Here is a 23,578-nt window from a genome sequence, read left to right on the forward strand (position 1 = left end):
ATCCCATGGATGACCAGAGGCAAGCCCCGCATGCCAGCCCTGCCGCTGCCACCCCGGCCTTTGCCGGCCCTGCGCTCGCCGGGCTCGCGACAAGATTGCCGCCTCATATCTGGTTCGCTGTCAGCGCTGTCTTTCATTATCTCGGCCCGGCCTTCGCCGTGCTGCTTTTTGCGCAAGTCGGCGTGCTCGGCATGGCCTGGCTGCGCGTAGCCACCGCGGCGCTGGTCTTCGCGCCATTGACCCGCGCATGGCGAACCTTCGCCAGCGCCGATCCTCCGACGCGGCTCCTGCTCGTTGCCTTCGGTGCTTGCCTGGCGGTGATGAACTGTTCGTTCTACCTGGCGCTCGACCGCCTGCCGATCTCGCTGGTGGCGGCGATCGAATTCGCCGGCACCATCGGCGTCGCGCTCGCCGGCCTCAGAAGCGCCCGCAATCTGGCCGCTCTTGCCGTCGCTGTCACCGGCACCTTGCTGCTGATCCACGTCAAATGGTCAACCGACCCGGTCGGGCTGGTCTGGGCTTTCCTCAACGGCGCGCTCTTTGTCGGCTACATCGTGCTTGGACACCGTGTCGCCCGCGCGGGCGCCGGCGACGGCATCGCCGGCCTGGGTGCGGCCATGGCGGTCGCTTTCGTCGTCGTGCTGCCCGTTGGCTTCGCCGACGCCCTGTCCGCCTTTTTGTCGCCGCCGCTGCTCGTCGCCGCCATCGGCGTCGGCATCTGCTCGTCGGTCATTCCATACGTATGCGACCAGCTCGCCATGGCGCGGTTGCCGCGCGCGAGTTTCGCGCTGATGCTGTCGCTGCTGCCGGTCACCGCAACGCTGATCGGCGTCGTCGTGCTGCGCCAGGTACCCGGTCCGTCCGATTGCCTCGGCATCGCGCTGGTCGTGGCCGGCGTCGCGCTTCACAGGCCGGCCTCGGCTGGCTAGCCGGGAAACCCCTTCCTCGCGGTCGGTTGCGGAAAGCCTCCATCGGTTCCCGCTTGCGACGAACTGCGACAGGCCAGCCGAGATTGAAACCAAATTCTACTTTGAGCCGTTGTCTCCCGCGAAAAATGGCTTGGAGCGACGCTATGGAACGGAAACGGACCAGGGAGCCGGCGGACGCATGGCACATGACCGACGACCTTCATGTCGAGCACGGCAAGGGCGACCCCTTCGCGGCGGCCATCCGCGCCACGCGCATGTCGATGATCATTACCGATCCGCGCCGGCAGGACAATCCGATCGTCTTTGCGAACGACGCCTTTCTGCGCCTGACGGGTTATGAGCGCGACGAGGTTCTCGGCAGGAACTGCCGCTTCCTGCAGGGGCCGGAGAGCGACAAGGAAGCGATCGCTCAGATACGCGCCGCGATCGCCGATGAAACCGACATCAGTGTCGATATCCTGAATTACCGCAAGGACGGGTCGACCTTCTGGAACGCGCTCTACATAAGCCCCGTCTCCAACGACAAAGGCGAAATGCAGTTCTTCTTCGCCTCGCAACTCGATGTTTCCGACCGGAAGCTCTGGGAAAATCGCATCACCGCGGACAAGGAGCGTTTCGAAAAGGCCGTCAAGGAACGCACGGCTGAGCTCGAAGCGGCGCTTGAGGCGCAGACCACGCTGCTGCATGAGGTCGATCATCGGGTGAAGAACAATCTGCAGATGATCTCCTCGCTTATCCTCATGCAGAGCCGCACCGTCTCCGACGCGAACCTCAAGCGCTCGCTTGGCACGATGTTGGAGCGCATAGAGGCGCTCAGCACCGTGCACCGCCGGCTCTATCAGTCCAAGGATGTCAGCAAGTTCGATGTTTCCGACTTCGCCAAGGATCTCATCTCCGACCTGCTGACTGCTTCGGGACGTTCGGAAATCAACCCGACACTCGATCTCGAGCCCGTCGTCGTCCCGGCCGAGAAGGCGACGCCGGTGGCGCTGATGGTCAACGAACTCGTCACCAACGCGCTCAAGCATGCCTTCAAGGAAAGGCCCGACGGCACGAGATCGGGCAGCATCGGCATCAAGATGAGCCAGCCGGACGGCCATTTGAACATCGAGGTCTCGGATGACGGCGTCGGCATGGCGGGCGCCAATGGCGACGCCTCCTTCGGCATGCGGCTGATCAAGTCGCTTGCCCGCCAATTGCGTGCCGACATCGAGTGGCGCGATGCCGGTCCCGGCACTCGCGTTGTCATCTCGATGCCCAATGGACCACAGCACAAAGGGAACCTGTCATGATTGAACCGCTCAAGGTCCTGATCGTCGAGGACGAGGCGCTGCTGGCCATGGAGTTGGAGAGCCTGGTCGAGGACGCCGGGCACAGCGTCGTCGGCTGGGCAACATCGCTCGCCGAAGCAAAGGACATGGTCGATACCACGCAGGCCGATATCGCCTTTGTCGACATCCATCTCACCGACGGCCCGACCGGCATCGACGTCGCCGAATATATTGGCGACAGAAAGAACTCGATGGTCATTTTCATGACCGCCAACCCGAAGCGCATCCCCGACCACTTCGCCGGTGCGATCGGCGTCATCGCCAAGCCCTACACGATGAACGGGCTGACCTCTGCCCTGCGCTATTTGCAGGAAGGCGTGCGGCGCCCGCCGCCGAAATCGGAGCGCCCGGCGGGCTTCACCCTGTCGCCGGCCTTCAAGACGATCTGGGCGCCGGCGGCCTGAAGTCGATGGTCATGCCAGCTTCTGCTTGAGGAAGGCGATTGTCCTGCCCCAGGCGAGGTCGGCCGCCTTCTTGTCGTAGCGCGCCGCCGAGGTGTCGTTGTTGAAGGCATGGTTGGCGCCTTCATAGACATAGACCGTGTATTCGACATGGGCGGCGTCGAGTTCCTTCGTGAACGCATCGATGCCGGCATTGGTGCGCTCGTCGAGGCCGGCATAGTGCAGCAGCAACGCGGCCTTGATCTTCGAGACGTCGGCGGCCTTCGGCTGCATGCCGTAATAGGCGACGCTCGCCGCAAGGTCGGGCGCGTTGACGGCCAGCATGTTGGCCGCGCCGCCGCCCCAGCAGAAGCCGATGGCGCCGACCTTGCCGTTGCCGTCCTTGTCGCCCTTGAGGAAGGCGACCGTCGCCACGCCATTGGCCACGGTCTGCGCCGGGTCGAGCTTCCCGAACATGTCGCGCGCCTTGTCCTCGTCAGTGGGCGTGCCGCCGAGCGGCGACAGGAAATCCGGCGCGAGCGCCACGAATCCTTCCAGCGCCACGCGCCGGGCGACGTCGCGGATATGCGGGTTGAGCCCCCTGTTTTCATGGATGACGACGACCGTGCCGAGCTTGCCGGCCTGGTCCGCAGGCCTGACCAGATAGCCCTTCACCTCGCCGCCGCTGCCGGGATAGGTGATGTCCTCGCCCTTCACGCGGGCATCGTTGTCGGCGACGATCGCCGCCTGGGCCGAGTTCGCCGCCAGCATCGGCGCGATCGCGGCGGCCGCCGCGCCCGATCCGGCAAGCCTGGTCAGTTGCTCCATGAAGCGGCGGCGATCCAGCGTCAGATGCGTGTATTCATCATAGGCATCGATCATCGCCTGGGTGATGACGGGTTTGGTGGTGACGTCGGCCATGGGCTTCCCCGATCTCGCCGCGACTGCGGTGTCCTTGCCGGTCGCAAGATAGGGGCGAGCCTCTCATCGTCCAGTCACCGGAGCGTGACATCTCGCTGCCTTGGCGGCCGCCGGTCAGTCGGCTGAAGATCATCACGTTTTTGTCATCGGTGACAAATCTTGATGGCGCTGCCACAATAGTGGGGGAAACTGGCTGGCCGGCCGCCCTTGGCGGTCACGGTCCTATAGGCCCGATCTGAAAGGAACAATGCCGATGACCATGCCCTCGCCGATCCTGGCAACCGCCTTCGTGGCGGCCGTTCTGGCGATGCGCGCGGCTGTTGTCGCGGCAAGCCGCAAGTCCATGGTCAGGGTCCGCAGCCGCAAGCGCCAGCCCGCGAACACGAAAACCCAAGGTTGAGGTGAAGTCATGAACGTCCAGGACATCGTGAACACCGTCTCGCAGAAGGCCGGTCTCGACCAGGCCACGACCGAAAAGGTCGTCGGCACCATTTTCTCGGTGCTCGAGCACGAGGCCGAAGGCACCAGCGCCTCCTCCTTCTTCGCCAAGATTCCGGGCGCCGATGCGCTGGCGCAGAAATATGACGTCATGGCCGCCCCGGCCGGCGGCGGTGGCGGCTTCCTGTCGTCGCTGCAGGGCGCGCTTGGCGGCGTTCTCGGCGAAAAGGCCGGCGCGTTGGTCAACGGCCTCGCGGCGCTCAAGGCCTCCGGCCTCGACTTGGCGCAGATCCAGAAGGCTGGCGAGACGCTTGTCCAGCAGGCCGAGGCGGCCGCAGGCCCCGATCTGACCAACCAAGTGCTTGGCTCGGTGCCGAGCCTAAAGAGCCATCTGGGGCTCGGCTGATCGTCGGCTCGCCGGACCCGGTAACCCCGCCTGCCTACTTCGGCAGCGCGTAGGCCATCACGTAATCGCCCGGCTTGGTGCCCACCGAGCCGTGGCCGCCGGCGACGATGACCACGAACTGGCGTCCGTCCGCGACGGTGTAGGTCATCGGCGTCGATTGCCCTCCGGCCGGCAGCCGCGCCTGCCAGAGCTGCTTGCCTGACGTCAGCTCGTAGGCGCGCAGATAGTCGTCGACCGCGGCACCCAGGAAGGCGACACCGCCGGCGGTGATCATCGGCCCGCCAATGCCGGGCACCCCGACCTTGAACGGCAACGGCAGCGGCGTCATGTCGTAGACGGTGCCGTTGCGGTGCTTGTAGGCAATCGCGCCGGTGCGAAGATCGACGCCCGCGACGTAGCCCCAGGGCGGCGCCTGGCACGGAATGCCGAGTGGCGACAGGAACGGTCCCATCACCACCGCATAGGGCGCTCCGTCATTGCGGTTCAGCCCCTGCTCGCTGCCCTTGGTGTCGCCCGGCGGCGGCACGTCGGCGCGCGGCACCAGCCGCGACGTGAAGGCAAGATAGGTCGGCATCCCGAACATCACTTGCCGCACCGGATCGACCGCCACGCCGCCCCAGTTGAACGTGCCGAAATTGCCGGGATAAACCAGCGATCCCTGCAGCGAAGGCGGCGTGTAGCGGCCTTCATAGCGCAATTTGTGAAGCGCGATGCGGCACGCCAGCTGGTCGAACATGGTGATGCCCCACATATCGTGCTCGGTCAGCGGCGGCGGGTTGAAGGAAAGGTCGGACGCCGGCTGCGTCGGCGATGTGTGGTCGCCCTCGATGGCGCCGCCGGGCGCCGGCACTTCCTTGACCGCAATCACCGGCTCGCCGGTGCGCCGGTCGAGCACATAGAGGTCCCCTTGCTTGGTCGGCCCGACCAGCGCGGGCACCACGGAGCCGTCGGCCTTGGTGATGTCGATCAGGCTCGGCTGCGCCGGCACGTCCATGTCCCAGAGGTCATGGTGCACGGTCTGGCGCACCCATTTCAACTGCCCGGTGTTGAGGTCCAGCGCGGTGATCGAGGAGGAGAATTTCTCGACATTGGCGCTGCGGCCCATGCCGAGCTGGTCCGGCGTCTGGTTGCCGAGCGGCACGTAGAGCAGGCCGAGCTTCTCGTCGGCGCTCGGCGTCGACCACATGTTGGGCGAGTTGGCGGTGTAGGTCTGGCCGGCCGGCAACGGCGTCGTCTGGTCCGGATTGCCGGAATCCCAGTTCCACAGCAATTTGCCGCTGCTCGCATCATAGGCGCGGATGACGCCGGACGGCTCCTGCGTCGAATAATTGTCATTGACCGCCCCGCCGACGATGATCTTGCCGCCGGCAATCAGCGGCGCCGAGGTCGAGTAGTAATAGCCCGACTTCGGATACGGCATGCCGGTCAACAGATTGAGCGTGCCGCCCTCGGCGAAGGCCGGGCAAACCTGCCCGTTGGCGGCATCGAGCGCGATCAGCCGCGCATCCGAGGTCGGCAGGTAGACGCGCGCCGCGCAGGGCTGGCCGGCGGCGCCCGCCGCATCGGCATAATAGGAAACGCCCCGGCAGGTCTGGTGCTGGCGGTCCTTGTCGAGCTTGATCTTGGGATCGTAGCGCCACTTCTCCTTGCCGGTCGCCGCATCGACGGCGATGGCGAAGTTGTGCGGCGTGCAGATATAGAGCGTGTCGCCCACTTTGAGCGGTGTCACCTGATAAGTGGTCTCGCCGACATCGTCGGGGCCTTTGACGTCGCCGGTGCGATAGGTCCAGGCCGGCTTCAGGTTGGCGACGTTTTCCGGCGTGATCTGGTCGAGCGGCGAATAGCGCTGGCCGAACTGCGTGCGCCCGTAATAGTGCCATTCGCCCGCAGGCACATCGCCGCCGAGATTGGCGTTGGGGATCACCTTGTCGGTGTCGAGGGCGCCGCCGATGTCCTTCGGGTCCGTGGTCATCGAATAGCCGGCCACCGCCAGCGATGCCAGCACGGCAAGGATCAAAGGGGCTCGCCCGTCCGGACCGGCAAGGCCGCGCCGCGCCCACGGCGTCAGCAGCCACAACGCCACCAGCACGATGATGCCGCCGCGCGGGCCGAGCTCCCACCAGTCGAAGCCGGTTTCCCAGACCGCCCAGGCCAGCGTGCCGAGCACGATCGCCGCGTAGAGCCAGAGCGCCGTGGAACGGCGCCGGTAGAGCAGCCAGGCGGCGACCAGGAAGGCGAGACCGACGATGATGTAGTACCAACTGCCGCCCAGCGAAGCCAACCAGATGCCGCCGGCGCCAAGCGCCAGGCCTATGAGGAAGAGAATGAGGGAGGTGATGGTGACAGCCAAGATGATACTCCTTCGACTGTTGCGCGCGTGGGGCGGGCTAGGGCAACCCGGCATTGCGCGTTTCCCGTGCAACTTTCTCCCGACGGCGGCGCCTGTCAAGCGTAGGTCGCGGACCCGCGGGCAGCAACCTCGTTCCGCCTGGGATTGTTCCACAACGGCGGTTCCCATATCGGTGAAGCCGCCGTATCGGGCACTTTACCGGAACAAAACGTAGACAGTTCTGGTCTTTCCCTCCCGAATCACTACATTCGGGGGAGATGTCCGGCTTTTCCGAAGACATGCCCTTTTTCGACGAACCCAATGCGCGGCCCACGGCCCCGTCGGGCATTGCCGCGCGCGCCATGGCTGCCCGCGGCGGCCAAAACAATGCGCCCGACTATCTCAGGGGCTTGAATCCCGAGCAGCGGCTGGCCGTGGAGACCACCGAAGGCCCGGTTCTGGTGCTGGCCGGCGCCGGCACGGGCAAGACGCGCGTGCTGACCACCCGCATCGCCCACATCCTTGCCACCGGCAGGGCCTTCCCCTCGCAGATCCTGGCCGTCACCTTCACCAACAAGGCCGCGCGCGAGATGAAACAGCGCATCGGCATCCTGATCGGCGAAGGCAATGTCGAGGGCATGCCGTGGCTCGGCACCTTCCACTCGATCGGCGTGAAGCTGCTGCGCCGCCACGCCGAGCTTGCCGGCCTGAGGTCCGGCTTCACCATCCTCGACACCGACGACGTCGTGCGCTTGATCAAGCAGCTGATCCAGGCCGAGGGCCTGGACGACAAACGCTGGCCCGCGAAACAGTTCGCCCAGATGATCGACGGCTGGAAGAACAAGGGCCAGGGTCCGGCCGATATCGCCGAGGGCGATGCGCGCAGCTTCGCCAACGGCAAGGGCCGCGAGCTCTACAAGGCCTATCAGGAGCGGCTGCAGACGCTGAACGCCTGCGATTTCGGCGATCTGCTCTGCCACCCGATCCGCATCTTCCGCGCCAATCCCGATGTGCTGAAGGACTATCACCGGCGGTTCAAATACATCCTCGTCGACGAGTACCAGGACACCAACACCGCCCAATACATGTGGCTGCGGCTCTTGGCGCAGAGGCCGAGCGGATCACAACCAGCGCGAAGTGTTTCTCCGGGTGGGCGCGTTCCAAGTTTTTCCGGTGTTTCGGATAGAACGGAAGCGGGTAGCTATAGACCCGCAACTCCAGAGGACGAATCAGCAGTTTCGGCCGAAGGCCGCAAGCCCGACCGGGCGTCCGAGCCGTTGCGAGGCCCCCGCGGAGGGCCCGCGCCGGCAGGCGCGGAACAGCCCGTGAGCGAAAACAAAGTCAATATCTGCTGCGTCGGCGATGACGACCAGTCGATCTACGGCTGGCGCGGCGCCGAGGTCGACAACATCCTGCGCTTCGACAAGGATTTTCCGGGCGCCACCATCATCCGGCTGGAGCGCAACTACCGCTCGACCGCGCACATACTGGGGGCCGCCTCCCATCTCATCGCCTACAATGAGGGCCGTTTCGGCAAGACGCTGTTCACCGACCGCAACGATCCGGAGGACGGCAAGGTCAACGTCCACGCCGCCTGGGATTCGGAGGAGGAAGCCCGCGCCATCGGCGAGACCATCGAGGCCTACCAGCGCCAGAAGCACAATTTGAACGACATGGCGATCCTGGTCCGCGCGTCCTTCCAGATGCGCGCCTTCGAGGACCGCTTCATCACGCTCGGCCTTAACTACCGCGTCATCGGCGGTCCGCGTTTTTACGAGCGCATGGAAATCCGCGACGCGCTGGCCTTCTTCCGCGTCGTCGCCAACAGCACCGACGACCTCGCCTTCGAGCGCATCGTCAATGTGCCCAAGCGCGGCTTGGGCGAAGCGACCATCCGCCAGATCCACGACACCGCGCGCGCCTTGCGCATCCCGATGCTGGAGGCGGCGGGTACACTGGCGGAAAGCGACGAGCTGAAGCCGAAACCGCGCGCCGCGCTGCGCGAGGTCGCGGCCAATTTCGAACGCTGGCAAAAGGCGCTGGAAACCACGCCGCACACCGAACTCGCCGAGACCATTCTCGAGGAGAGCGGCTACACCGACATGTGGAAGAACGACCGCTCGGCGGAAGCCCCCGGGCGGCTTGAGAACCTGAAGGAACTGATCCGTTCGATGGAGGAGTACGAATCGCTGCGCTCCTTCCTCGAACATGTCGCGCTGGTCATGGATGCCGAGCAGAATGCCGGGCTCGATGCCGTCTCCATCATGACGCTGCATTCGGCCAAGGGCCTCGAATTCGAGACCGTCTTCCTGCCCGGCTGGGAAGAAGGCCTCTTTCCCCATCAGCGCGCACTCGACGAAGGCGGCCGCTCCGGGCTCGAGGAAGAGCGGCGGCTCGCCTATGTCGGGCTGACGCGGGCCAAGAAGAACCTGCATATCTGGTTCGTCTCCAACCGCCTGATCCACGGGCTCTGGCAATCGACCATCCCGTCGCGCTTTCTCGAGGAACTGCCGGAAGCCCATGTCGAGGTCGCCGAAGCCGGCAACTCCTATGGCGGCTACGGCAATCCCTATGGCGGCGGCTCGTTCGCATCCGGCCGCGGCGGCGGCCAGGGGGCAGGAAGACAGAACCCCTATGGCGCCTCGCGCTTCGACAATATCGGCGGCACTTCGGGCGGGGAAAAATCCGGCGCCTTCTCCAACACCTATTCGACGCCGGGTTGGCAGCGTGCGCAGGCCAACCGCACCGAGGCGACCGACCGCAACTGGGGCACGCGTTCGGGCCATCAGGTCGAACGCATCGGCTATGGTGAAACAGACTCCGGCTACGGCGCCGGCCGCACCAGCGTCAAGGGCCGCACCATCGACGGTGAACTGGTCGCCAAGTCCGTCTCCGACACGCCGTCCACCTTTAGCGTCGGCGACCGCGTCTTCCACCAGAAATTCGGCAACGGCAACATTTCAGCCATCGAGGGCAACAAGCTGACCATCGACTTCGACAAGGCCGGCCAGAAGCGCGTACTGGACGGGTTTGTGCTGCCAGTGTGAGGCTGCCAGCCTCGAAGGCTGACGTCCGGCCTCAATCCACCTTCTTCTCGCCCTTCTCCCCGGCCTTCACGATATCCCCCGTCGTAAACAGGATTTCCTTCAGTTCCACGCGCCAATCCGTCTTCTGGCGCAGCAGGAATTCGAGGTCCATGCCGAAATGCTTGAACTCCTCGCTCTGCGCGTTCTTCATGATCGCCTTGGCCTGCGGGTTCTTCTCGACCGACATGCGCTGTTCGTACCAGCTGATCGCTTCCGCCTCCTCGATCAGCGAGGTGATCATGCGGGCAAAGGTCCGCACTTCCTGCGACAATTCTTCCGGCGGTTCGTGGTACTGGTCGAAACCCATGTCGTCCTCCCTCAACGGCTCACGGATGGAGCCAGGCATTGGCCCGCATCCATGAATGCGCGGGACGCGCCGCGGGTTCCGGGATCACGGCCACAATTCGGGATGATGGATCCGCGAACTATCTCACGACACTGGCGCAGCGCCGCCCTCTTCCGTGCGCCGCGCGATGAACGCGTCGAGCACGCCTGACGTGGCGGCCGCCGCGGCCGGCGGCTCAAAATCGGCAAGGGTGCGCTTCCAGATGCCGGTGGCGCGTTCGGTCGCGGTCTTCGAGCCGCTTTGCGTCCAGTTGCCGAAATTCGACCAGTCGGCCACCAGCGGCTCGTAGAAGGCGGTGCGATAGCGCGCCATGGTGTGGCCGGCCGAGAAGAAGTGGCCGCCCGGCTGCACTTCGGCGATCGCCTCGAAGCCTATTGCGTCGTCGTCGCCGGGGGTCGCCGCACAAAGTTCCGCGACCGTCTGCAGCGCCTCGATGTCGGTGACCAGCTTTTCCAGGGAAACGCTCAAGCCCCCTTCCAGCCAGCCGGCCGCGTGGATGCAGACGGTGGCGCCCGCCAGCACCGAGCCCCACAGCGCGAACTGCGTCTCGTGCGCGGCCTGCGCGTCTGAAATGTTGGCCGCGCTGCCGCCGCCCGAGCGCCAGGGCAGACCGGTGAAGCGCGCCAGCTGGCCTGCGCCCAGCGTGGCTTTGACGTGCTCCGGCGTGCCGAAAGCCGGTGCGCCCGATTTCATGTCAACATTGGAGGAGAAGGAACCATAGACCACCGGCGCGCCCGGCCGCACGATCTGCGCCAGCGTCAGCCCGGCCAGCGCTTCGGCATGCTGCAAGGTCAGCGCGCCGGCCACGGTGATCGGCGCCATCGCACCGGCCAGGCAGAACGGCGTGATGATCAGGACCTGGCCCGCCTTGGCGAAATCGATGATGCCTTGCGCCATCGGAATGTCGAGCTGGCGCGGCGAGTTGGTGTTGATGACGGTGTAGCAATGCGCGCCCGAGCGGAACTCGTCCTCGGACAGCCCGCGCGCCAGCCTGATCATCTCGAAACTGTCATCGACCTGCGGCGTGCCACGCGCGAACACGAACGGAAATTTGTCCGACAGAGTCAGCTGCGCCCGGTTGACGGCATAGTGGCGGAAACGATTGTCGATGTCCTGCGGTTCGATGCACGGCCCCAGCATGTGCAAGACGTCGAAATGCTGCACCAGCTTGATCAACTCCTCGAAGGCGACCAGCGTCCCGGGCCGCCGGCCGCGCTCGAGATCGGTGACATTGGGCGCGCCGGAGCCCGCCAGGAATGTCATCGAGCCCAGTTCGAGCGACAGGTCGCGATCGCGCGCTCCGGCATAAGCGTGGATCGATCGCGGCGCCGAGGCTAAGGCTGCCGCCACCATGTCGCGACCGATGCGCACCATATCGGTGTCGGGGTCGACCAGGGCGCCGGCGCGGGCGAGCACCTCGCGCGCCTCGGGCAGCAGCACCTTGATGCCCAATTCTTCCAGCACGCGCAGCGCCGTGTCGTGGATCGACGCCACCTGGTCGTCGGAAAAGATCGGCTGCGGCAGGAATGGATTCTTCAGCGACCGGTAATTGGGCTTGCGGCTCGATTCGCTGCCTGCCTCGCCCATGCGTCCGCGCCGGCGTTCGCGCCTGGTATCCCGTGCAGCGTCATCGACCATCAGAAACTCCTCCTCATTGCCGCATCGCCCTGCCCTGGGGACCGTAGGGCGAGGCCGCGATGACCCGCGCCGTCCGTTCGACGCCGACAATGTGCACGCAAAGCGCCATCCCCTCCCCAGCGAAACCGTCGTCCACCAACGCCAGCGCGACGCTCTTGCCGATCGTGTAGCCAAATCCGTCCGAGGCGCCGACAACGCCGCCCCGATGACCACGGCGCGACAGTGCGGCTTCATCCCTCCCGGTCAGTTCGAAGCCGGCATCATATCCGTACTAGACATAAGTGCCTATTATGCCAGGGACGCTCCATGGGAGGTCACCAATTCCCGCTCTCCAGCGTTTTTTATCAGCACATGGAGATACCGGCTGACCCGTGTCGCCCTCTGTCACGCAAGCATCATGTTGACGCCTTAGATCGCTTTCGGGGAGGCACGCGCGGCATCATCGATGCGGCACCTCTTTTTCATTTTTCCTTCGGCCGCTCCGGCGTGCTTCGTCACAAAGAGGATTGTCCATGAAACACCTGCACCGAACCGCCTCGCTCGGCGTCGCGCTGGCCTTGTTCACCGCCCTCACCCCGGCGCTTGCCGATGGCGTGGCCTACATCAACAAGGGCCTCGTCGGCGTCGGCCGCATCCCGGCCGACCAGCGCGACAAGTTCGGCGAGACCTTCGGCTCGGGCTCGGGCATGGCGATCGACATTTCGGGCTGGACGCATGATGCCGGCACCTACAAGGGATCGCTCTGGCTACTGCCCGACCGTGGCTACAATGTCGCCGGCACCACCGACTACCGGCCGCGCCTCAACACCATCGCCATCGAGTTCACGCCTGTCGCGCCGGGCGCTGCTCCCGCCGCCGGCCAGGAGCAGACGGGCGTCAAGGCGACGCTTGCCGACACCATGCTTCTCACAGACGACAAGGGCGCCGATGCCACCGGCCTCGATCCGCTGTCGGACGTACGCGCCGCGGCCGGCGACATGCCGATGCTGCCCGTCGCCACCAATGGCAAGCTCGCGCTCGACAATGAAGCCATCGTACGGCTGCCGGACGGCTCGATGTTCATCTCCGACGAGTACGGCCCCAACATCTACAGGTTCTCCGCGCAAGGCCGCCTGATGTCGGCGACCCAGCCGCCTGCGGCCCTCGTGCCGATGCGCAAGGGAGCGCCGAACTTCTCCTCCGACAATCCCGGGCCGGGCGCCGCCGACCCTGATCCGAAGGATCCCGAAACCGGGCGCCAGAACAATCAGGGCCTCGAAGGCATGGGGATCACGCCGGACGGCAAGTTCCTGATCGCTGTGCTGCAGTCGGCTCCGAGGCAGGATGGCGGCGATTCACCCTCGACACGGCAGAACACGCGGGCGCTGGTCTATGATGCCTCCGACCTCGCCCATCTGAAGCTCGCGCATGAATATGTCGTGCCGCTGCCGGTGTTCAAGGATGCCAAGGGCAAGACCAAAATCGCCGCGCAGAGCGAGATCGTGGCGCTTTCGGCCACGTCCTTCCTGATGCTGGCGCGCGACAGCGGCAACGGCCAGGGCCTGAAGAAGGGTGACGCTTCGCTCTACCGCCAGATCAACATCGTCGACGTCTCCGGCGCGACCGACATCGCGGGCGGCGCCTTCGATGCGGCCGACAAGCCGGTCGCGCCCAAGGGCGTGCTTGATCCCTCGGTGACGCCGGCCAAGCTGACGCCGTTCATAGACATCAACGACGCCACCGCGCTTGGCCACTTCGGCCTGCACAATGGCGGCGCGAAGGACCACAACGAGCTTTCGGAGAAGTGGGAAGCGATGTCGTTGGTCAGCGTCCTCGATCCCAAGCTGCCCGACGACTATTTCCTGTTCGTCGGCAACGACAATGACTTCCTCGCCCAGGACGGCTTCCAGGTCGGCGCGCCTTACAAGGCCGACGACGGCGCCGATGTCGACACCATGTTCCTGGTCTATCAGGTCACGCTGCCAGGTCTCGGCAAGAAGTAACGACCACTGCTCAAGCGGGCGCGCCTGGCGCGTCCGCTTGAGCAGGTCGCGAAGCCCTACTTCAGGAATTCCGCGTCCTTCGGCACGCCGGCATCGATCGGCTCGGCCGTCCTGCTCGACACGGCCATGATCTTGCCGGCTGCCGACAGGTTGGGCCGCACGAAGACCTGAGCGGGAGGTCGATGATGTCCTGGTTCATAAGCGCACGCAGCCGGACGACGCGTTCTTGCCGATCGAATTCCATTCCGGCGAGCCCGGCCGATCGACGGTCACTGCGCCTCGGCGCAGGGTGCATCTCGGTCCGGCCTGCGGTATCGTCGCGGGCCAGAGTCACATTTGCCAGGTTCGCCGCCATGGACGAAAAAATGCCCGCACGCCGGCGTACCGGCGACCTGACCAGCGGCCCGATCCCGCGCACGCTGCTGCTCTTCGCCCTGCCGGTGCTCGGCTCCAACGTGCTGCAATCACTGAACGGCTCGGTCAACGCCGTCTGGGTGGGCCGCTTCCTCGGCGAGTCGGCGCTGACCGCGACGTCCAACGCCAACCTCGTTCTGTTCCTGATCCTCGGCACGGTGTTCGGCATCGGCATGGCGGCCACAATCCTGGTGGCGCAGTCGGTCGGCGCCCGCGACCTGCCCGAGGCGCGCCGCATCGTCGGCACCAGCGCCACCTTCTTCTTCCTCGTCTCGGTGGTGTTCGCGGTCTGCGGCTGGATCTGGGTCGATGCCATCCTGGGCGCGCTCGGCACGCCGGCCGACGCCTTGCCGCTCGCACGCTCCTACCTGCGCATCATCTTCGTCGCCGTGCCGATGATGAACCTTCTGTCCTTCGTCATGACCGTGCTGCGCGGTGCGGGCGATTCACGCACCCCCTTCATCTTCATGGCATTGGCGGTCGTGCTCGACATCGTGCTCAATCCCCTGCTCATCCGCGGCATCGGCCCGTTTCCTGAACTCGGCATCGCCGGTTCCGCCACCTCGACCCTGATCGGCCAGACCGTGAGCGTCGTCGCCATCCTCGTCGTGCTCTACGTGCGCAAGCATCCGTTGCGGCTGGCCGGCGCCAATCTCGTCCTGCTGCGCCCGGATGCGGCGCTGCTGCGCATCGTCGTCTTCAAGGGCGTGCCGATGGGCCTGCAGATGATCGTCATCTCGGCGGCGGCCCTGACGGTGATGGGCATCGTCAATTCCTACGGTTCGCAGGTCGCCGCCGCCTACGGTATCGCCGCGCAGCTCTGGACCTACATCCAGATGCCGGCGCTCGCCATCGGCGCCGCGGTCTCTTCCATGGCGGCGCAGAATGTCGGCGCCGGTCGCTGGGACCGGATCGGCCGCATCGCCGCCTCCGGCGTCGGTTTCAACCTTGTCCTGACCGGCGCCCTCGTCGCGCTGCTATGGGTCTTCGACCGTTCGATCCTGAGCCTGTTCCTGAGCAGCGACAGCGCGGCGATCGATATCGCCGCCCATATCAACACGGCCGCGTCCTGGTCGTTCATCCTGTTCGGCATCACCATCGTGCTGTTCGCCACGGTGCGCGCCACGGGTGCCGTGATGCCGCCGCTGATCATCCTGGTGATCTCGGTGCTCGTCGTGCGCACCGGCTTTGCCTATTACATGCGCGGCGTGATCGGCGAGGAAGCGCTGTGGTGGAGTTTTCCGGCCGGTTCGATCACCTCTCTGATCCTGGCCGCGATCTACTACCGCTTCGGCGGCTGGCGCAGCTTGCACATGATCGAGAACAGGCCGGCTGCCGGCGAACCGCCCGACACCGGCCTTGGCATGCCGCGCCAGCGCGCGAACATGGCGCCTGAAACGCCGAACGGCTGATGCCGGGCCGCCTTGCCGAGGTGCCTTGCCGGCGTGCCTTGCCGGGCTGGCGCGGCGGTCTCAGCGCCTCTGTCCGAGCCCGAAGGCGAGCGCCACCAGCGCGAACGCGATGATCATGGCCGCGAAGGCCAGGCTCGCGACGACAGCACTGGCATAAGTCGACACGACGCCGATGCCGATGACAGGCAAGGCGTTGCCGACAAAGCAGCAGACGAAGAAACTGGACACGACCTCGGCGCGGCGATCCCGCGGCGCGATCTCATTCACCACTTGCAGGCCGCCGCGATAGCCGAGCGCTGCCGCCACGCCGCAGCAGGCCGTCGCCGCGATCATCAGCGCCATCGAGGCCAGCATCTGCGCCGCCACCACAAGCACGGCGCTTGGGATCATCAGGGCCAGCGCGGCCAGCATCGCCTTGCTGCTCCCCATCCGCGCCAGCGCCACGATGCTGATCGCCGCGACCATCGCCAGTTCGAAGAACAGCGCACCGGCCACGGCGTGGTTGGCCTCATGCAGTTGCTGCGCCAAGATACTCGGCGCCACCGCCGCATAGAAGCCGACCAGCGCCATCGCGCCAAAGCCGGTCACCGCCGGCGCCACGAAGCGCGAGCGGATCTGCGCCGGCACGGAAAGCCGCGGCCGCATGGAGACCTTGCCAAGGCCGCCTGGCTTCATCACCGTTTCGCGCGTGCGCCAGACCATGATCGTCACCACCGCGAGCGTCGCCAGGTAGACAATGAAGACCAGACGCAATGGCCACGGCTCGTATTGGGCCAGCAGCCCCGAAACAAGCGCCCCGAAACCGAGGCCGAGAAAGTTGGTGCTGGTGGCGATGACGCTGGCGCGCGACCTGCCGGCCTCTGGAAGAAGCTCGGCGATCCACGCGGTTCCCGTCCCAGCGCCCACGCCGATGCCAAGTCCGCTCAGGATCCGCGCAACCTCGAGCGACGCGACATTGCCGGCAAACAGGAACACAACCGCGCTGATGACGGCGACGATCATGGCTGCAAGCGCCGCCGGCCGGCGCCCGACGACATCCGAAACGCTGCCGAACACCAGCAGGGCGCCGAGATTGCCGACGACATAGACCGCGTAGATCAGCGTCAAGGTGATCTGCGAAAAGCCGAATTGCTGCTTGTAGACGATATAGAGAGGCGTCAGCACCGTGCTGCCGGCAAACAGCACCGCGATCATCGCCGCGACGGTCGGAATCGCGAGGACGTCGCTGCCGGCTTCGTTGTGAGTTTGCGCCAGATCGCGAAAGGCCATGGCCAACCTCCTCACCAGGTTCAGGGGTCGCGACGTTAACGCGTCCTCACCGCCGACGTTCCGGTGGACGGCCAGGCTCCTGACACCACGGTGGGCATTGCCCGGCCAGGCAAGCCGATGATCGTAAAAACGTGGATCGGGGCCAGCGGCCCCGATCCATCACGGCACCCTTTACCGTTAGACGTAATCAGTCCTGTTTGCAGAAAAAGCCGGGCCTACTTGCAGGAGAAACCAGGTGCGATCTTGCACTTGCCGGGACGCGGCTTGTGCGGCGGGCGGTGGTGGGGAGGACGGTGATGGGGCCGATGATGCCAGTGCGGCGGCCGATGCGGCGGGCGCACGATGATAACCGGCGGATGCACGACTTGGGCCCGCGAGAGATAGCCGGAACTGGCCCAGCCGCTGACACCGCCGCCATGGATCCTGCACCAGCCCGGCTGACAGCCGGTCACGTCGACCCTGAGACCGGCCGGCAACGTCCCGACCTTGGCGTATCCCGCGCCAGGTCCGGTACGCACGTTGAGGCTCGTCGTGGTGTGGGCGCCGTAGGCGAAGGCCGCGGCGGACGTCCCGAAGACGGCGGCCAGAATGGTCGCTATCGCAAGCAGAAATCGAAATCTCATCAGTCCCTCCATCGAGCGCCGGCCGTTCGACTGCTTCGGCCGGGACTGCATCGCAAGGGGAGAGGCTGGGCAGGGAAAAGTCAACAAGTTACCAAGGCCAATCACCACGATCACCGATCCGGGTGGAAGTTTCCCCTGATATAGTTGAGGAATTTTGCGTACGCCGTTTATCGGCATGCCAACATCCGCTAACGATTTACTATCTTTCGGCAATTCGTCGCGGACCGAGGTGGTGATCATGGGCAAGGGCAGGGTCGAGGCATTCACCGACGGCGTGGTGGCGATCATCATCACCATCATGGTGCTGGACTTGAAGGTACCGGAAGGCGAGGATTTTTCGGCGCTGCTGCCGCAGTGGCCGGTCTTCCTGTGCTACGTGCTTTCGTTCATCAATGTCGGCATCTACTGGAACAATCTGCACAACATGTTCCATACCGTGCAGCGTGTCGACGGCCGCGTGCTGTGGGCGAACCTGCATCTGCTGTTCTGGTTGTCCCTGATGCCGGTGACGACCGCCTTCATGGGCGAGAACCATTTCGCCGCGGTTCCGGTCGCGGTCTATGGTTTTGACCTTGTAATGTGTGCGACCGCCTACAGCATCCTGGTCATTGCGCTGCATCGGCTGCATGGGCCGGACACCGCATTCGCCAAGGCAATCGGCCGCGATCGCAAGGGAAGGATTTCGCTCGCCGTCTACATAGCGGCCGTTGGGCTGACCTTCCTCGACCGGTGGATCGGCGTGGCGCTCTATGTCGCCGTCGCCCTGATCTGGCTGGTGCCGGACACGCGCTTTGCGCGGGTGATCGAAAAATAGCGATCTGCCTGACGCAATCCGAGAGGGCAAACCGCTTCACACGTTTCGTGGAATTGCCTAACCGCGCATCGCCTTCAGCTTTTCCGCCACCGAAGCGGCCAGATCGGCGTAGCGCTCTTCCAGCCGCTCCGCCACCTTGATGATCGAGAAATCATGGCCGAACTTTTCCAGCGCCATGCGCAGTTTCTCGACGAACTCGGCCTGTTGCTCGAGCGCCGAAAACAGAGTCTTCACCTGGGCTTCGCTGATATCGGGGTTGGCCAGCATCTGCGGCACCTCGCGCCCCATCCGGTCGCCGGTGGCGGTCTGTTCCTTCAGAATTGCAACCCAATCCGTCAATCGGAAATCTCCTTTTTGGCGTCGTAGCATGCGCAGCCCCGACCGGGCCGGTCAACCCGACAAGCCCGACGGAGGCTTGCGCAGGCCCGTTCCGGCGCTAAGTTCGGCGCCATCAAAAAAGGAAACCATCGCCGATGATCGCCGACACCGAGATCCAGACCGCCCTGCCAGCGCTTGCCCCTGGCAACACCGCCGTCATCACCGGCGCCGCCAGCGGCATCGGCCTTGCCGCGGCCAAACGGCTGGCGCTGATGGGCATGAAGATCGTGCTGGCCGACATTGGCGGGCCGCGCCTCGACGATGCCGCGCGGGCCGTCTCCGCGATTGCCGGTGACGACGCCGTGCTTGCCGTCGCGTCGAACGTTTCGAAGGCCGATGAGGTCGATCGCCTCGCCGACCGGGCATTCGGCGCCTTCGGCGAGGTCTCGCTGCTGATGAACAATGCCGGCGTCGGCGACAACCCCGGAAAGCCCTGGGAAAACCGCGACGGCTGGAAGCGGCTGCTCGACATCAATTTCTGGGGCGTCGTGCACGGCGTCGAAGCTTTCGCGCCGCGCATGCTGGCGTCGGCCAAGCCGGGCCTGATCGTCAACACCGGCTCCAAACAAGGCATCACCACACCGCCCGGCAACCTCGCCTACAACGTTTCCAAGGCTGGCGTGAAGACCTTTACCGAGGGCCTGGCGCATGCGCTGCGCAATGAGCCCGGCGCCCGCCTGTCGGCGCATCTGCTCATCCCCGGCTTCACCTATACCGGCCTGACCGAGGGCGCGACCGAAAAGCCGGCTGGAGCGTGGACGGGCGAACAGGTGATCGATTTCATGCTGGAATCGCTGGTCGGGGGCGACTTCTATATCCTGTGTCCCGACAATGAGACGGCGCGACCCATGGACGAAAAGCGCATGGCCTGGGCGATCGGCGACATGATCGAAAACCGCCCTGCCCTGTCGCGCTGGCACCCCGGCCACAAGGATGCATTCGCGGCGTTCATGAAGCGATGAGCATGTCCCGAACATGGCCGCTGTGCGGATCACATAACTCGAACACCGGCGGAACTCTCGAAAATTGACCGCGGGTTCAGCCGCCGGCGCTTCGTGCCACCTCTTTTTTCGGTTTGCGTTTTGCCGCCACGACTTTCTTTGCGGCCATGGTCGCGACTTTGTCGTCATGCCGCTTCGCCGCGACCTCGCATTTGGCGCGGATTTCCTGGACCTCGGCTTCAGTCAGGTGCTCGATGCCGATGAAGGTGTTTTTGGCCTCGCTCACCCGTATCAATTCGTCGAGCTTGGCCTGGATCGCGGCGCCGTCCCGATTCTGGGTGTTTTGGATGAGAAACACCATCAGGAAGGTGATGATCGTGGTTCCGGTGTTGATCACCAACTGCCAAGTGTCGGAAAAATTGAAGAACGGCCCGCTCACCGCCCAGACGATAACGATCAGGCAACACACCGCAAATGTCAGCGGCAGTCCGGTGAGATGGGCGATCTGGTTGGCGAATTTGGTGAAAAGCTTCTCGATCATGTGGTCCCTCAAAACAGCGCCGCGTCATGCGGTCCGCCGGAAGAAACAACCAGCAGCCATTTCGGGTTCCCGCCGATAAAAAATACGACCCACGCAATCGAATGCACGCAAAGCGCGCATCTGGAACAAAACACACCTTATCGGTTTAAGGTCATTGTAGCCGTGCAGGCAAAGAGCCTGTTCCTTCCGCTTCACAGCGGTTTACCTCCAGCCCCTTCCGCTGCGCCACCCCCGCATGGCGGAAGGGGTCTCATTCCGTCAGACGGCGTCGTTTTCCCAGCGGTCGAGGAAAGCCTCGATCGGCATTGCCTGCATGTCGGGAACCGCCCTGGCGAGTTTCTCGACGGGCCAGTCCCACCAGGCGAGAGCTTCGATGCGTGCCGCTATTTCAGGGGCAAAGCGCTGCTTGAGCGGCTTCGCCGGCACGCCGGCAACGATCGTGTAGGACGGCACGTCCCGCGTCACCACCGCATTGGCGCCGACGACGGCGCCATTGCCGATGGCGATCCCAGGCAAGATGACCGCGCCATGGCCGATCCACACATCATGGCCGATGGTCACGGCCTTCGACCGCCGCCGCTCGCGGAACGCGGCATCGACGCCCAGCCAGCGGAAATACTCGTTCGGCCGATAGCTGACCTTGTGCTGGGTCAGCCGCTCGATCGGATGCTCCAGCGCATTGATGCGGCTGCTGGCGGCGATCGAGCAGAATTTGCCGATCGTCGTGTAGATCGCCTCGGCATGGCGTTCGAAATAGGAGAAATCGCCGACGATGACCTCGCGCAGCACGACGCGTTCGCCGATCGCGGCGTAGCGGCCAAGCTTGCAGCCCTTCATCTCAGCGGTTGGATGAATGCGCGGCTCGGGATCTTTCGCAACGAGATCTTCAGAACGGTCCATGCCGGCGGCTTTACGTCAGACCGATTGGTCCCGCAAGCGGGGCCAATCGCCAGCCAGAACAGGACAGGGTAGAGTTCGACCCGCCTATTTCGGCTTGCCGTTGCTCCACACCACGTTCTGGCCATAGAGCGGCACCGTCGTAACCGACATCTTGGCCGAGCCGTTCTGGACTTGGCGCGAATGCGACAGATAGATCAAGGTCTCGTTGGCCTTGTCGTAGATGCGGTTCACCACCTGCTTCTTCCAGATCAGGCTGATGCCTTGTTTGAAAACCTCCTCGCCGCCTTCGCTCGTATCAATATCCCCGATGGTGATCGGACCGGTCTGACGGCACGAGATCGAGGAATCGCTGGGATCCTCGAACCAGTTGCCCTTGTGCAAGCGGTCGATGACACTGCGATCGAAATAGGAAACGTGGCAGGTCACGCCCTCCACTTTCGGATCCTTGATCGCCTCGACGATGATGTCGTTGCCGATCCAGTCGACGCCGACCTTGCCGACTTCCTCGGCGATGGCGCTACCGGCGGCAAGCACGACACACGCGGCCAAGGCACCGCCGATCAGTTTTCGCCCAATCAAGCCTCGTCCGATAAATTCTGGCCCAGTCAATCCCGGCAAAGAATCCTCCTGCGGTTCGGGTTGCCGGGGTCTCAGGTGGGGCCAAGGCTGACACATTGCAAGCCGGAAGGTCGGATCAAACCGCAGGCATCCGCCATAGCCGGTTGCGTCAACGCGGCATCTTTGCGTGTACCCCGTCGAACCGCTAAGACTGTGGCCTACAACGGGTGCATGGTTCTGGCCGGCGCGCCGTGACATTACGGACGGACTTTTTTGATGATGCGTTCTATCCTGGTCGGCATTCTCATTCTGATGGCGGCCGGCATCGGCTGGCTGACTTTCGACTGGTATCGCGGTCACTATGGCGGCGAACCGTTCGGCGCGCCCTTTACCCTGGTCGACCAGAAAGGCGCACCGATCACCGAAGCCGCTTTCCGGGGCCAGCCCAGCGTCGTCTTTTTCGGCTTCACCCACTGCCCCGAAGTTTGCCCGACCACGCTGTTCGAACTCTCCGGCTGGCTGAAGACGCTCGGCGACGACGGCAAGAACCTGCATGCCTATTTCGTCTCGGTCGATCCGGAGCGCGATACGCCGCCGGTGATGGACGCCTATGTCAGCAATTTCTCCGACCGCATCACCGGCATTACCGGCGATCCGGACAAGGTCCATGCCATGGCCAAGGCGTTCGGCATCTATTGGAAGAAGGTCGATACCGGCGACGGCGACTACACCATGGACCACACCGCCTCGGTGCTGCTGCTCAACGCCAAGGGCGACTTCGCGGGCACGATCGCCTATGGCGAGAATGCCAGCACCGCCGTGGAGAAGCTGAAGCGCCTCGCCGCGAAGGGCTGACAAGAATTCACATGACCCAGACGCGGCTCCATTTCACCACCGGAAAGATCGAGGCCGAGCGCATCTTCGCGGCGCTCGAAACGGCCTTCGAGGATGAGGGCCTGCCGATCGCCGTGCTGGAGGTCGACGAAGACGCCGACATTCACGAGGTCTCGCTCTACGCCGATGGCGACGTCGAAGCGGTCGAGGCGCGGCTGAAGGATGTTCTCGCAAGCCTGGCTTTGTCGAGACCGGTCGAGCGCGAGGCGTTGCCCGACATCGACTGGGTGGCACGGTCCCTGGAAGGGTTGAAGCCGGTGCGCGCCGGCCGTTTCTTCGTCCACGGCGCGCATGACAGCAGGAAGCGCCACAGCGGCGAACTCGCCATTGAGATCGAAGCGGGCCTTGCCTTCGGCACCGGCCACCACGGCACCACCGCGGGCTGCCTCGAAATGCTGGAGAAAGTCGTGCGGCGCGAGCACCCGCGCAACGCGCTCGACCTCGGTACCGGCAGTGCGGTGCTGGCGATCGCCGTCGCCAAGCTGGCACATATTCCGGTGCTGGCCACCGACATCGATCCGGTCGCGGTCAAGGTCGCCGCCGCCAATGCGCGTCTGAATCACGTCAAAGGCCTGATCGAGACGGTGACCGCGCCTGGCTTTCACCACCCGATCTTTGCCAGGCGCGCGCCCTTCGACCTCATCGTCGCCAACATATTGGCGCGGCCGCTGATGCGGCTGGCACCGCAAATGGCAGGGCATGTCACGCTTGGCGGCTCGATCGTGCTGTCAGGCATTCTCGACCGCCAGCGCGACGCTGTGATCTCGGCCTATGTCGGCCAGAATTTCCGCCACGTCAGTACTTTGCACCGCGAAGGCTGGGTGACGATCCATCTCAAGCACTGAGGCCGGCAAGGCGGTTGCCGGCCCTCAACGGTCCCGGTTGCTGGACTTCGATGCGTGTCGGCAAGAGAATGCCGCCGCCGCCCCTTTATCCATGGCTGGACCAGCCTCATTTGGTTGTCACCCGGAGGACGCTGTAGCAATTTGCACCAGCCGGAAAATCGATTCCGCTTTCCAGGCCCATAGGTTACGGTCGAGCGGATACC

At 64.7% G+C, this 23,578-nt stretch carries 23 protein-coding genes and 1 pseudogene; 12 read left to right on the top strand and 12 right to left on the bottom strand.

From position 1 onward, the window contains the following. Positions 1–5: 5 nt before the first annotated feature. From LB516_RS25905 to LB516_RS25915, 3 genes are all read left to right on the top strand, one after another. Entirely contained in the window at positions 6–929 is a 924-nt protein-coding gene (locus LB516_RS25905) for an EamA family transporter (protein ID WP_224720610.1), read from the top strand. Positions 930–1,114: 185 nt separating this feature from the next. Further along, complete coding sequence (locus tag LB516_RS25910; RefSeq protein ID WP_167331122.1) at positions 1,115–2,221, top strand: sensor histidine kinase; 1,107 nt, start codon at positions 1,115–1,117, stop codon at positions 2,219–2,221. Beyond that, complete coding sequence (locus LB516_RS25915; protein ID WP_015317245.1) at positions 2,218–2,664, top strand: response regulator; 447 nt, start codon at positions 2,218–2,220, stop codon at positions 2,662–2,664. Before LB516_RS25910 ends, LB516_RS25915 begins: the two co-directional genes overlap by 4 nt. Positions 2,665–2,673: 9 nt before the next feature. On the opposite strand, the gene LB516_RS25920 is transcribed toward LB516_RS25915, so the two are convergent. Continuing rightward, the gene (locus LB516_RS25920) at positions 2,674–3,561 is read right to left on the bottom strand and encodes a dienelactone hydrolase family protein (RefSeq protein WP_224720611.1); all 888 of its coding nucleotides are present in this window, start codon (positions 3,559–3,561) and stop codon (positions 2,674–2,676) included. 253 nt (positions 3,562–3,814) lie between these two features. On the opposite strand from LB516_RS25920, the gene LB516_RS25925 reads away from it, so the two are divergent. Together LB516_RS25925 and LB516_RS25930 are read left to right on the top strand one after the other, a co-directional pair. Then, positions 3,815–3,961, top strand: coding sequence for a hypothetical protein (locus tag LB516_RS25925; protein WP_224720612.1), 147 nt, complete (start codon positions 3,815–3,817; stop codon positions 3,959–3,961). 9 nt (positions 3,962–3,970) lie between these two features. Next, on the top strand, positions 3,971–4,405 hold the full coding sequence (locus LB516_RS25930) for a hypothetical protein (protein WP_224720613.1): 435 nt from the start codon (positions 3,971–3,973) through the stop codon (positions 4,403–4,405). A 34-nt stretch (positions 4,406–4,439) separates the two neighbouring features. Here LB516_RS25930 and LB516_RS25935 read toward each other — a convergent pair whose 3' ends face one another. Then, positions 4,440–6,755: a glucose/quinate/shikimate family membrane-bound PQQ-dependent dehydrogenase gene (locus LB516_RS25935; protein WP_140789237.1), complete on the bottom strand. Its 2,316-nt coding sequence runs from the start codon at positions 6,753–6,755 to the stop codon at positions 4,440–4,442. A 257-nt stretch (positions 6,756–7,012) separates the two neighbouring features. Here LB516_RS25935 and LB516_RS25940 point away from each other — a divergent pair, with 257 nt between their 5' ends. Next, positions 7,013–9,781 (top strand): ATP-dependent helicase, encoded by a 2,769-nt coding sequence (locus tag LB516_RS25940; RefSeq protein WP_224720615.1) that lies wholly within the window; start codon positions 7,013–7,015, stop codon positions 9,779–9,781. 31 nt (positions 9,782–9,812) lie between these two features. On the opposite strand, the gene LB516_RS25945 is transcribed toward LB516_RS25940, so the two are convergent. From LB516_RS25945 to LB516_RS25955, 3 genes are all read right to left on the bottom strand, one after another. Continuing rightward, entirely contained in the window at positions 9,813–10,127 is a 315-nt protein-coding gene (locus LB516_RS25945) for a hypothetical protein (protein ID WP_140661187.1), read from the bottom strand. Between the two features lie 123 nt (positions 10,128–10,250). Continuing rightward, positions 10,251–11,804 carry a trimethylamine methyltransferase family protein gene (locus LB516_RS25950; protein ID WP_224720616.1) on the bottom strand — a complete coding sequence of 518 codons (1,554 nt, stop codon included), beginning with the start codon at positions 11,802–11,804 and terminating at the stop codon, positions 10,251–10,253. Positions 11,805–11,817: 13 nt separating this feature from the next. Continuing rightward, positions 11,818–12,051, bottom strand: a complete 234-nt coding sequence (locus LB516_RS25955; RefSeq protein ID WP_224720648.1) for a glycine cleavage T C-terminal barrel domain-containing protein — start codon at positions 12,049–12,051, stop codon at positions 11,818–11,820. Between the two features lie 265 nt (positions 12,052–12,316). Here LB516_RS25955 and LB516_RS25960 point away from each other — a divergent pair, with 265 nt between their 5' ends. Further along, positions 12,317–13,786 (top strand): esterase-like activity of phytase family protein, encoded by a 1,470-nt coding sequence (locus LB516_RS25960; protein ID WP_224720617.1) that lies wholly within the window; start codon positions 12,317–12,319, stop codon positions 13,784–13,786. Positions 13,787–13,961: 175 nt separating this feature from the next. On the opposite strand, the pseudogene LB516_RS29190 reads toward LB516_RS25960, so the two are convergent. Continuing rightward, a pseudogene (locus LB516_RS29190) lies at positions 13,962–14,041 on the bottom strand (L,D-transpeptidase); the annotation flags it as partial. 98 nt (positions 14,042–14,139) lie between these two features. On the opposite strand from LB516_RS29190, the gene LB516_RS25965 reads away from it, so the two are divergent. Further along, the gene (locus LB516_RS25965; RefSeq protein WP_411969435.1) at positions 14,140–15,612 is read left to right on the top strand and encodes an MATE family efflux transporter; all 1,473 of its coding nucleotides are present in this window, start codon (positions 14,140–14,142) and stop codon (positions 15,610–15,612) included. A gap of 60 nt (positions 15,613–15,672) precedes the next feature. Here LB516_RS25965 and LB516_RS25970 read toward each other — a convergent pair whose 3' ends face one another. Further along, positions 15,673–16,881, bottom strand: coding sequence for an MFS transporter (locus tag LB516_RS25970; RefSeq protein ID WP_224720619.1), 1,209 nt, complete (start codon positions 16,879–16,881; stop codon positions 15,673–15,675). Positions 16,882–17,096: 215 nt separating this feature from the next. Next, a complete protein-coding gene (locus LB516_RS25975) occupies positions 17,097–17,504 on the bottom strand; it encodes an SH3 domain-containing protein (protein WP_140873360.1) in 408 nt (135 codons plus the stop codon). Positions 17,505–17,742: 238 nt separating this feature from the next. Here LB516_RS25975 and LB516_RS25980 point away from each other — a divergent pair, with 238 nt between their 5' ends. Beyond that, on the top strand, positions 17,743–18,318 hold the full coding sequence (locus LB516_RS25980; protein WP_140615661.1) for a TMEM175 family protein: 576 nt from the start codon (positions 17,743–17,745) through the stop codon (positions 18,316–18,318). A 57-nt stretch (positions 18,319–18,375) separates the two neighbouring features. Here LB516_RS25980 and LB516_RS25985 read toward each other — a convergent pair whose 3' ends face one another. Continuing rightward, positions 18,376–18,657 carry a hypothetical protein gene (locus LB516_RS25985; protein WP_140615659.1) on the bottom strand — a complete coding sequence of 94 codons (282 nt, stop codon included), beginning with the start codon at positions 18,655–18,657 and terminating at the stop codon, positions 18,376–18,378. 134 nt (positions 18,658–18,791) lie between these two features. Here LB516_RS25985 and LB516_RS25990 point away from each other — a divergent pair, with 134 nt between their 5' ends. Further along, positions 18,792–19,658: an SDR family NAD(P)-dependent oxidoreductase gene (locus LB516_RS25990; RefSeq protein ID WP_224720620.1), complete on the top strand. Its 867-nt coding sequence runs from the start codon at positions 18,792–18,794 to the stop codon at positions 19,656–19,658. A gap of 76 nt (positions 19,659–19,734) precedes the next feature. On the opposite strand, the gene LB516_RS25995 is transcribed toward LB516_RS25990, so the two are convergent. The 3 genes from LB516_RS25995 to LB516_RS26005 all read right to left on the bottom strand — a co-directional run bounded on the left by LB516_RS25995 (position 19,735) and on the right by LB516_RS26005 (position 21,657). Then, positions 19,735–20,178, bottom strand: coding sequence for a low affinity iron permease family protein (locus tag LB516_RS25995; protein WP_181166289.1), 444 nt, complete (start codon positions 20,176–20,178; stop codon positions 19,735–19,737). Between the two features lie 258 nt (positions 20,179–20,436). Beyond that, positions 20,437–21,078: a DapH/DapD/GlmU-related protein gene (locus LB516_RS26000; RefSeq protein ID WP_224720621.1), complete on the bottom strand. Its 642-nt coding sequence runs from the start codon at positions 21,076–21,078 to the stop codon at positions 20,437–20,439. 84 nt (positions 21,079–21,162) lie between these two features. Continuing rightward, entirely contained in the window at positions 21,163–21,657 is a 495-nt protein-coding gene (locus tag LB516_RS26005) for a CreA family protein (protein WP_015317228.1), read from the bottom strand. Between the two features lie 255 nt (positions 21,658–21,912). Between LB516_RS26005 and LB516_RS26010 the strand changes: the two genes are divergently transcribed. Beyond that, positions 21,913–22,491 carry an SCO family protein gene (locus tag LB516_RS26010; RefSeq protein WP_140615653.1) on the top strand — a complete coding sequence of 193 codons (579 nt, stop codon included), beginning with the start codon at positions 21,913–21,915 and terminating at the stop codon, positions 22,489–22,491. 11 nt (positions 22,492–22,502) lie between these two features. After that, a complete protein-coding gene (locus tag LB516_RS26015) occupies positions 22,503–23,375 on the top strand; it encodes a 50S ribosomal protein L11 methyltransferase (protein WP_140822244.1) in 873 nt (290 codons plus the stop codon). Positions 23,376–23,578 lie beyond the last annotated feature (203 nt).

The sequence above is a fragment of the Mesorhizobium sp. CO1-1-7 genome (assembly GCF_020164885.1).
Taxonomy (GTDB): Bacteria; Pseudomonadota; Alphaproteobacteria; order Rhizobiales; family Rhizobiaceae; genus Mesorhizobium; species Mesorhizobium australicum.

What these genes read in the sequence shown, in the direction of transcription:
- LB516_RS25970 (WP_224720619.1), bottom strand. Translation starts at nt 16,881, where the DNA reads ATGGCCTTTCGCGATCTGGCGCAAACTCACAACGAAGCCGGCAGCGAC.
- LB516_RS25945 (WP_140661187.1), bottom strand. Translation starts at nt 10,127, where the DNA reads ATGGGTTTCGACCAGTACCACGAACCGCCGGAAGAATTGTCGCAGGAA.
- LB516_RS26000 (WP_224720621.1), bottom strand. Translation starts at nt 21,078, where the DNA reads ATGGACCGTTCTGAAGATCTCGTTGCGAAAGATCCCGAGCCGCGCATT.
- LB516_RS25930 (WP_224720613.1), top strand. Translation starts at nt 3,971, where the DNA reads ATGAACGTCCAGGACATCGTGAACACCGTCTCGCAGAAGGCCGGTCTC.
- LB516_RS26015 (WP_140822244.1), top strand. Translation starts at nt 22,503, where the DNA reads ATGACCCAGACGCGGCTCCATTTCACCACCGGAAAGATCGAGGCCGAG.
- LB516_RS25920 (WP_224720611.1), bottom strand. Translation starts at nt 3,561, where the DNA reads ATGGCCGACGTCACCACCAAACCCGTCATCACCCAGGCGATGATCGAT.
- LB516_RS25965 (WP_411969435.1), top strand. Translation starts at nt 14,140, where the DNA reads ATGGACGAAAAAATGCCCGCACGCCGGCGTACCGGCGACCTGACCAGC.
- LB516_RS25960 (WP_224720617.1), top strand. Translation starts at nt 12,317, where the DNA reads ATGAAACACCTGCACCGAACCGCCTCGCTCGGCGTCGCGCTGGCCTTG.
- LB516_RS25995 (WP_181166289.1), bottom strand. Translation starts at nt 20,178, where the DNA reads ATGATCGAGAAGCTTTTCACCAAATTCGCCAACCAGATCGCCCATCTC.
- LB516_RS26010 (WP_140615653.1), top strand. Translation starts at nt 21,913, where the DNA reads ATGATGCGTTCTATCCTGGTCGGCATTCTCATTCTGATGGCGGCCGGC.
- LB516_RS25990 (WP_224720620.1), top strand. Translation starts at nt 18,792, where the DNA reads ATGATCGCCGACACCGAGATCCAGACCGCCCTGCCAGCGCTTGCCCCT.
- LB516_RS25980 (WP_140615661.1), top strand. Translation starts at nt 17,743, where the DNA reads ATGGGCAAGGGCAGGGTCGAGGCATTCACCGACGGCGTGGTGGCGATC.
- LB516_RS25975 (WP_140873360.1), bottom strand. Translation starts at nt 17,504, where the DNA reads ATGAGATTTCGATTTCTGCTTGCGATAGCGACCATTCTGGCCGCCGTC.
- LB516_RS25910 (WP_167331122.1), top strand. Translation starts at nt 1,115, where the DNA reads ATGACCGACGACCTTCATGTCGAGCACGGCAAGGGCGACCCCTTCGCG.
- LB516_RS25950 (WP_224720616.1), bottom strand. Translation starts at nt 11,804, where the DNA reads ATGGTCGATGACGCTGCACGGGATACCAGGCGCGAACGCCGGCGCGGA.
- LB516_RS25915 (WP_015317245.1), top strand. Translation starts at nt 2,218, where the DNA reads ATGATTGAACCGCTCAAGGTCCTGATCGTCGAGGACGAGGCGCTGCTG.
- LB516_RS25940 (WP_224720615.1), top strand. Translation starts at nt 7,013, where the DNA reads ATGTCCGGCTTTTCCGAAGACATGCCCTTTTTCGACGAACCCAATGCG.
- LB516_RS25925 (WP_224720612.1), top strand. Translation starts at nt 3,815, where the DNA reads ATGACCATGCCCTCGCCGATCCTGGCAACCGCCTTCGTGGCGGCCGTT.
- LB516_RS25905 (WP_224720610.1), top strand. Translation starts at nt 6, where the DNA reads ATGGATGACCAGAGGCAAGCCCCGCATGCCAGCCCTGCCGCTGCCACC.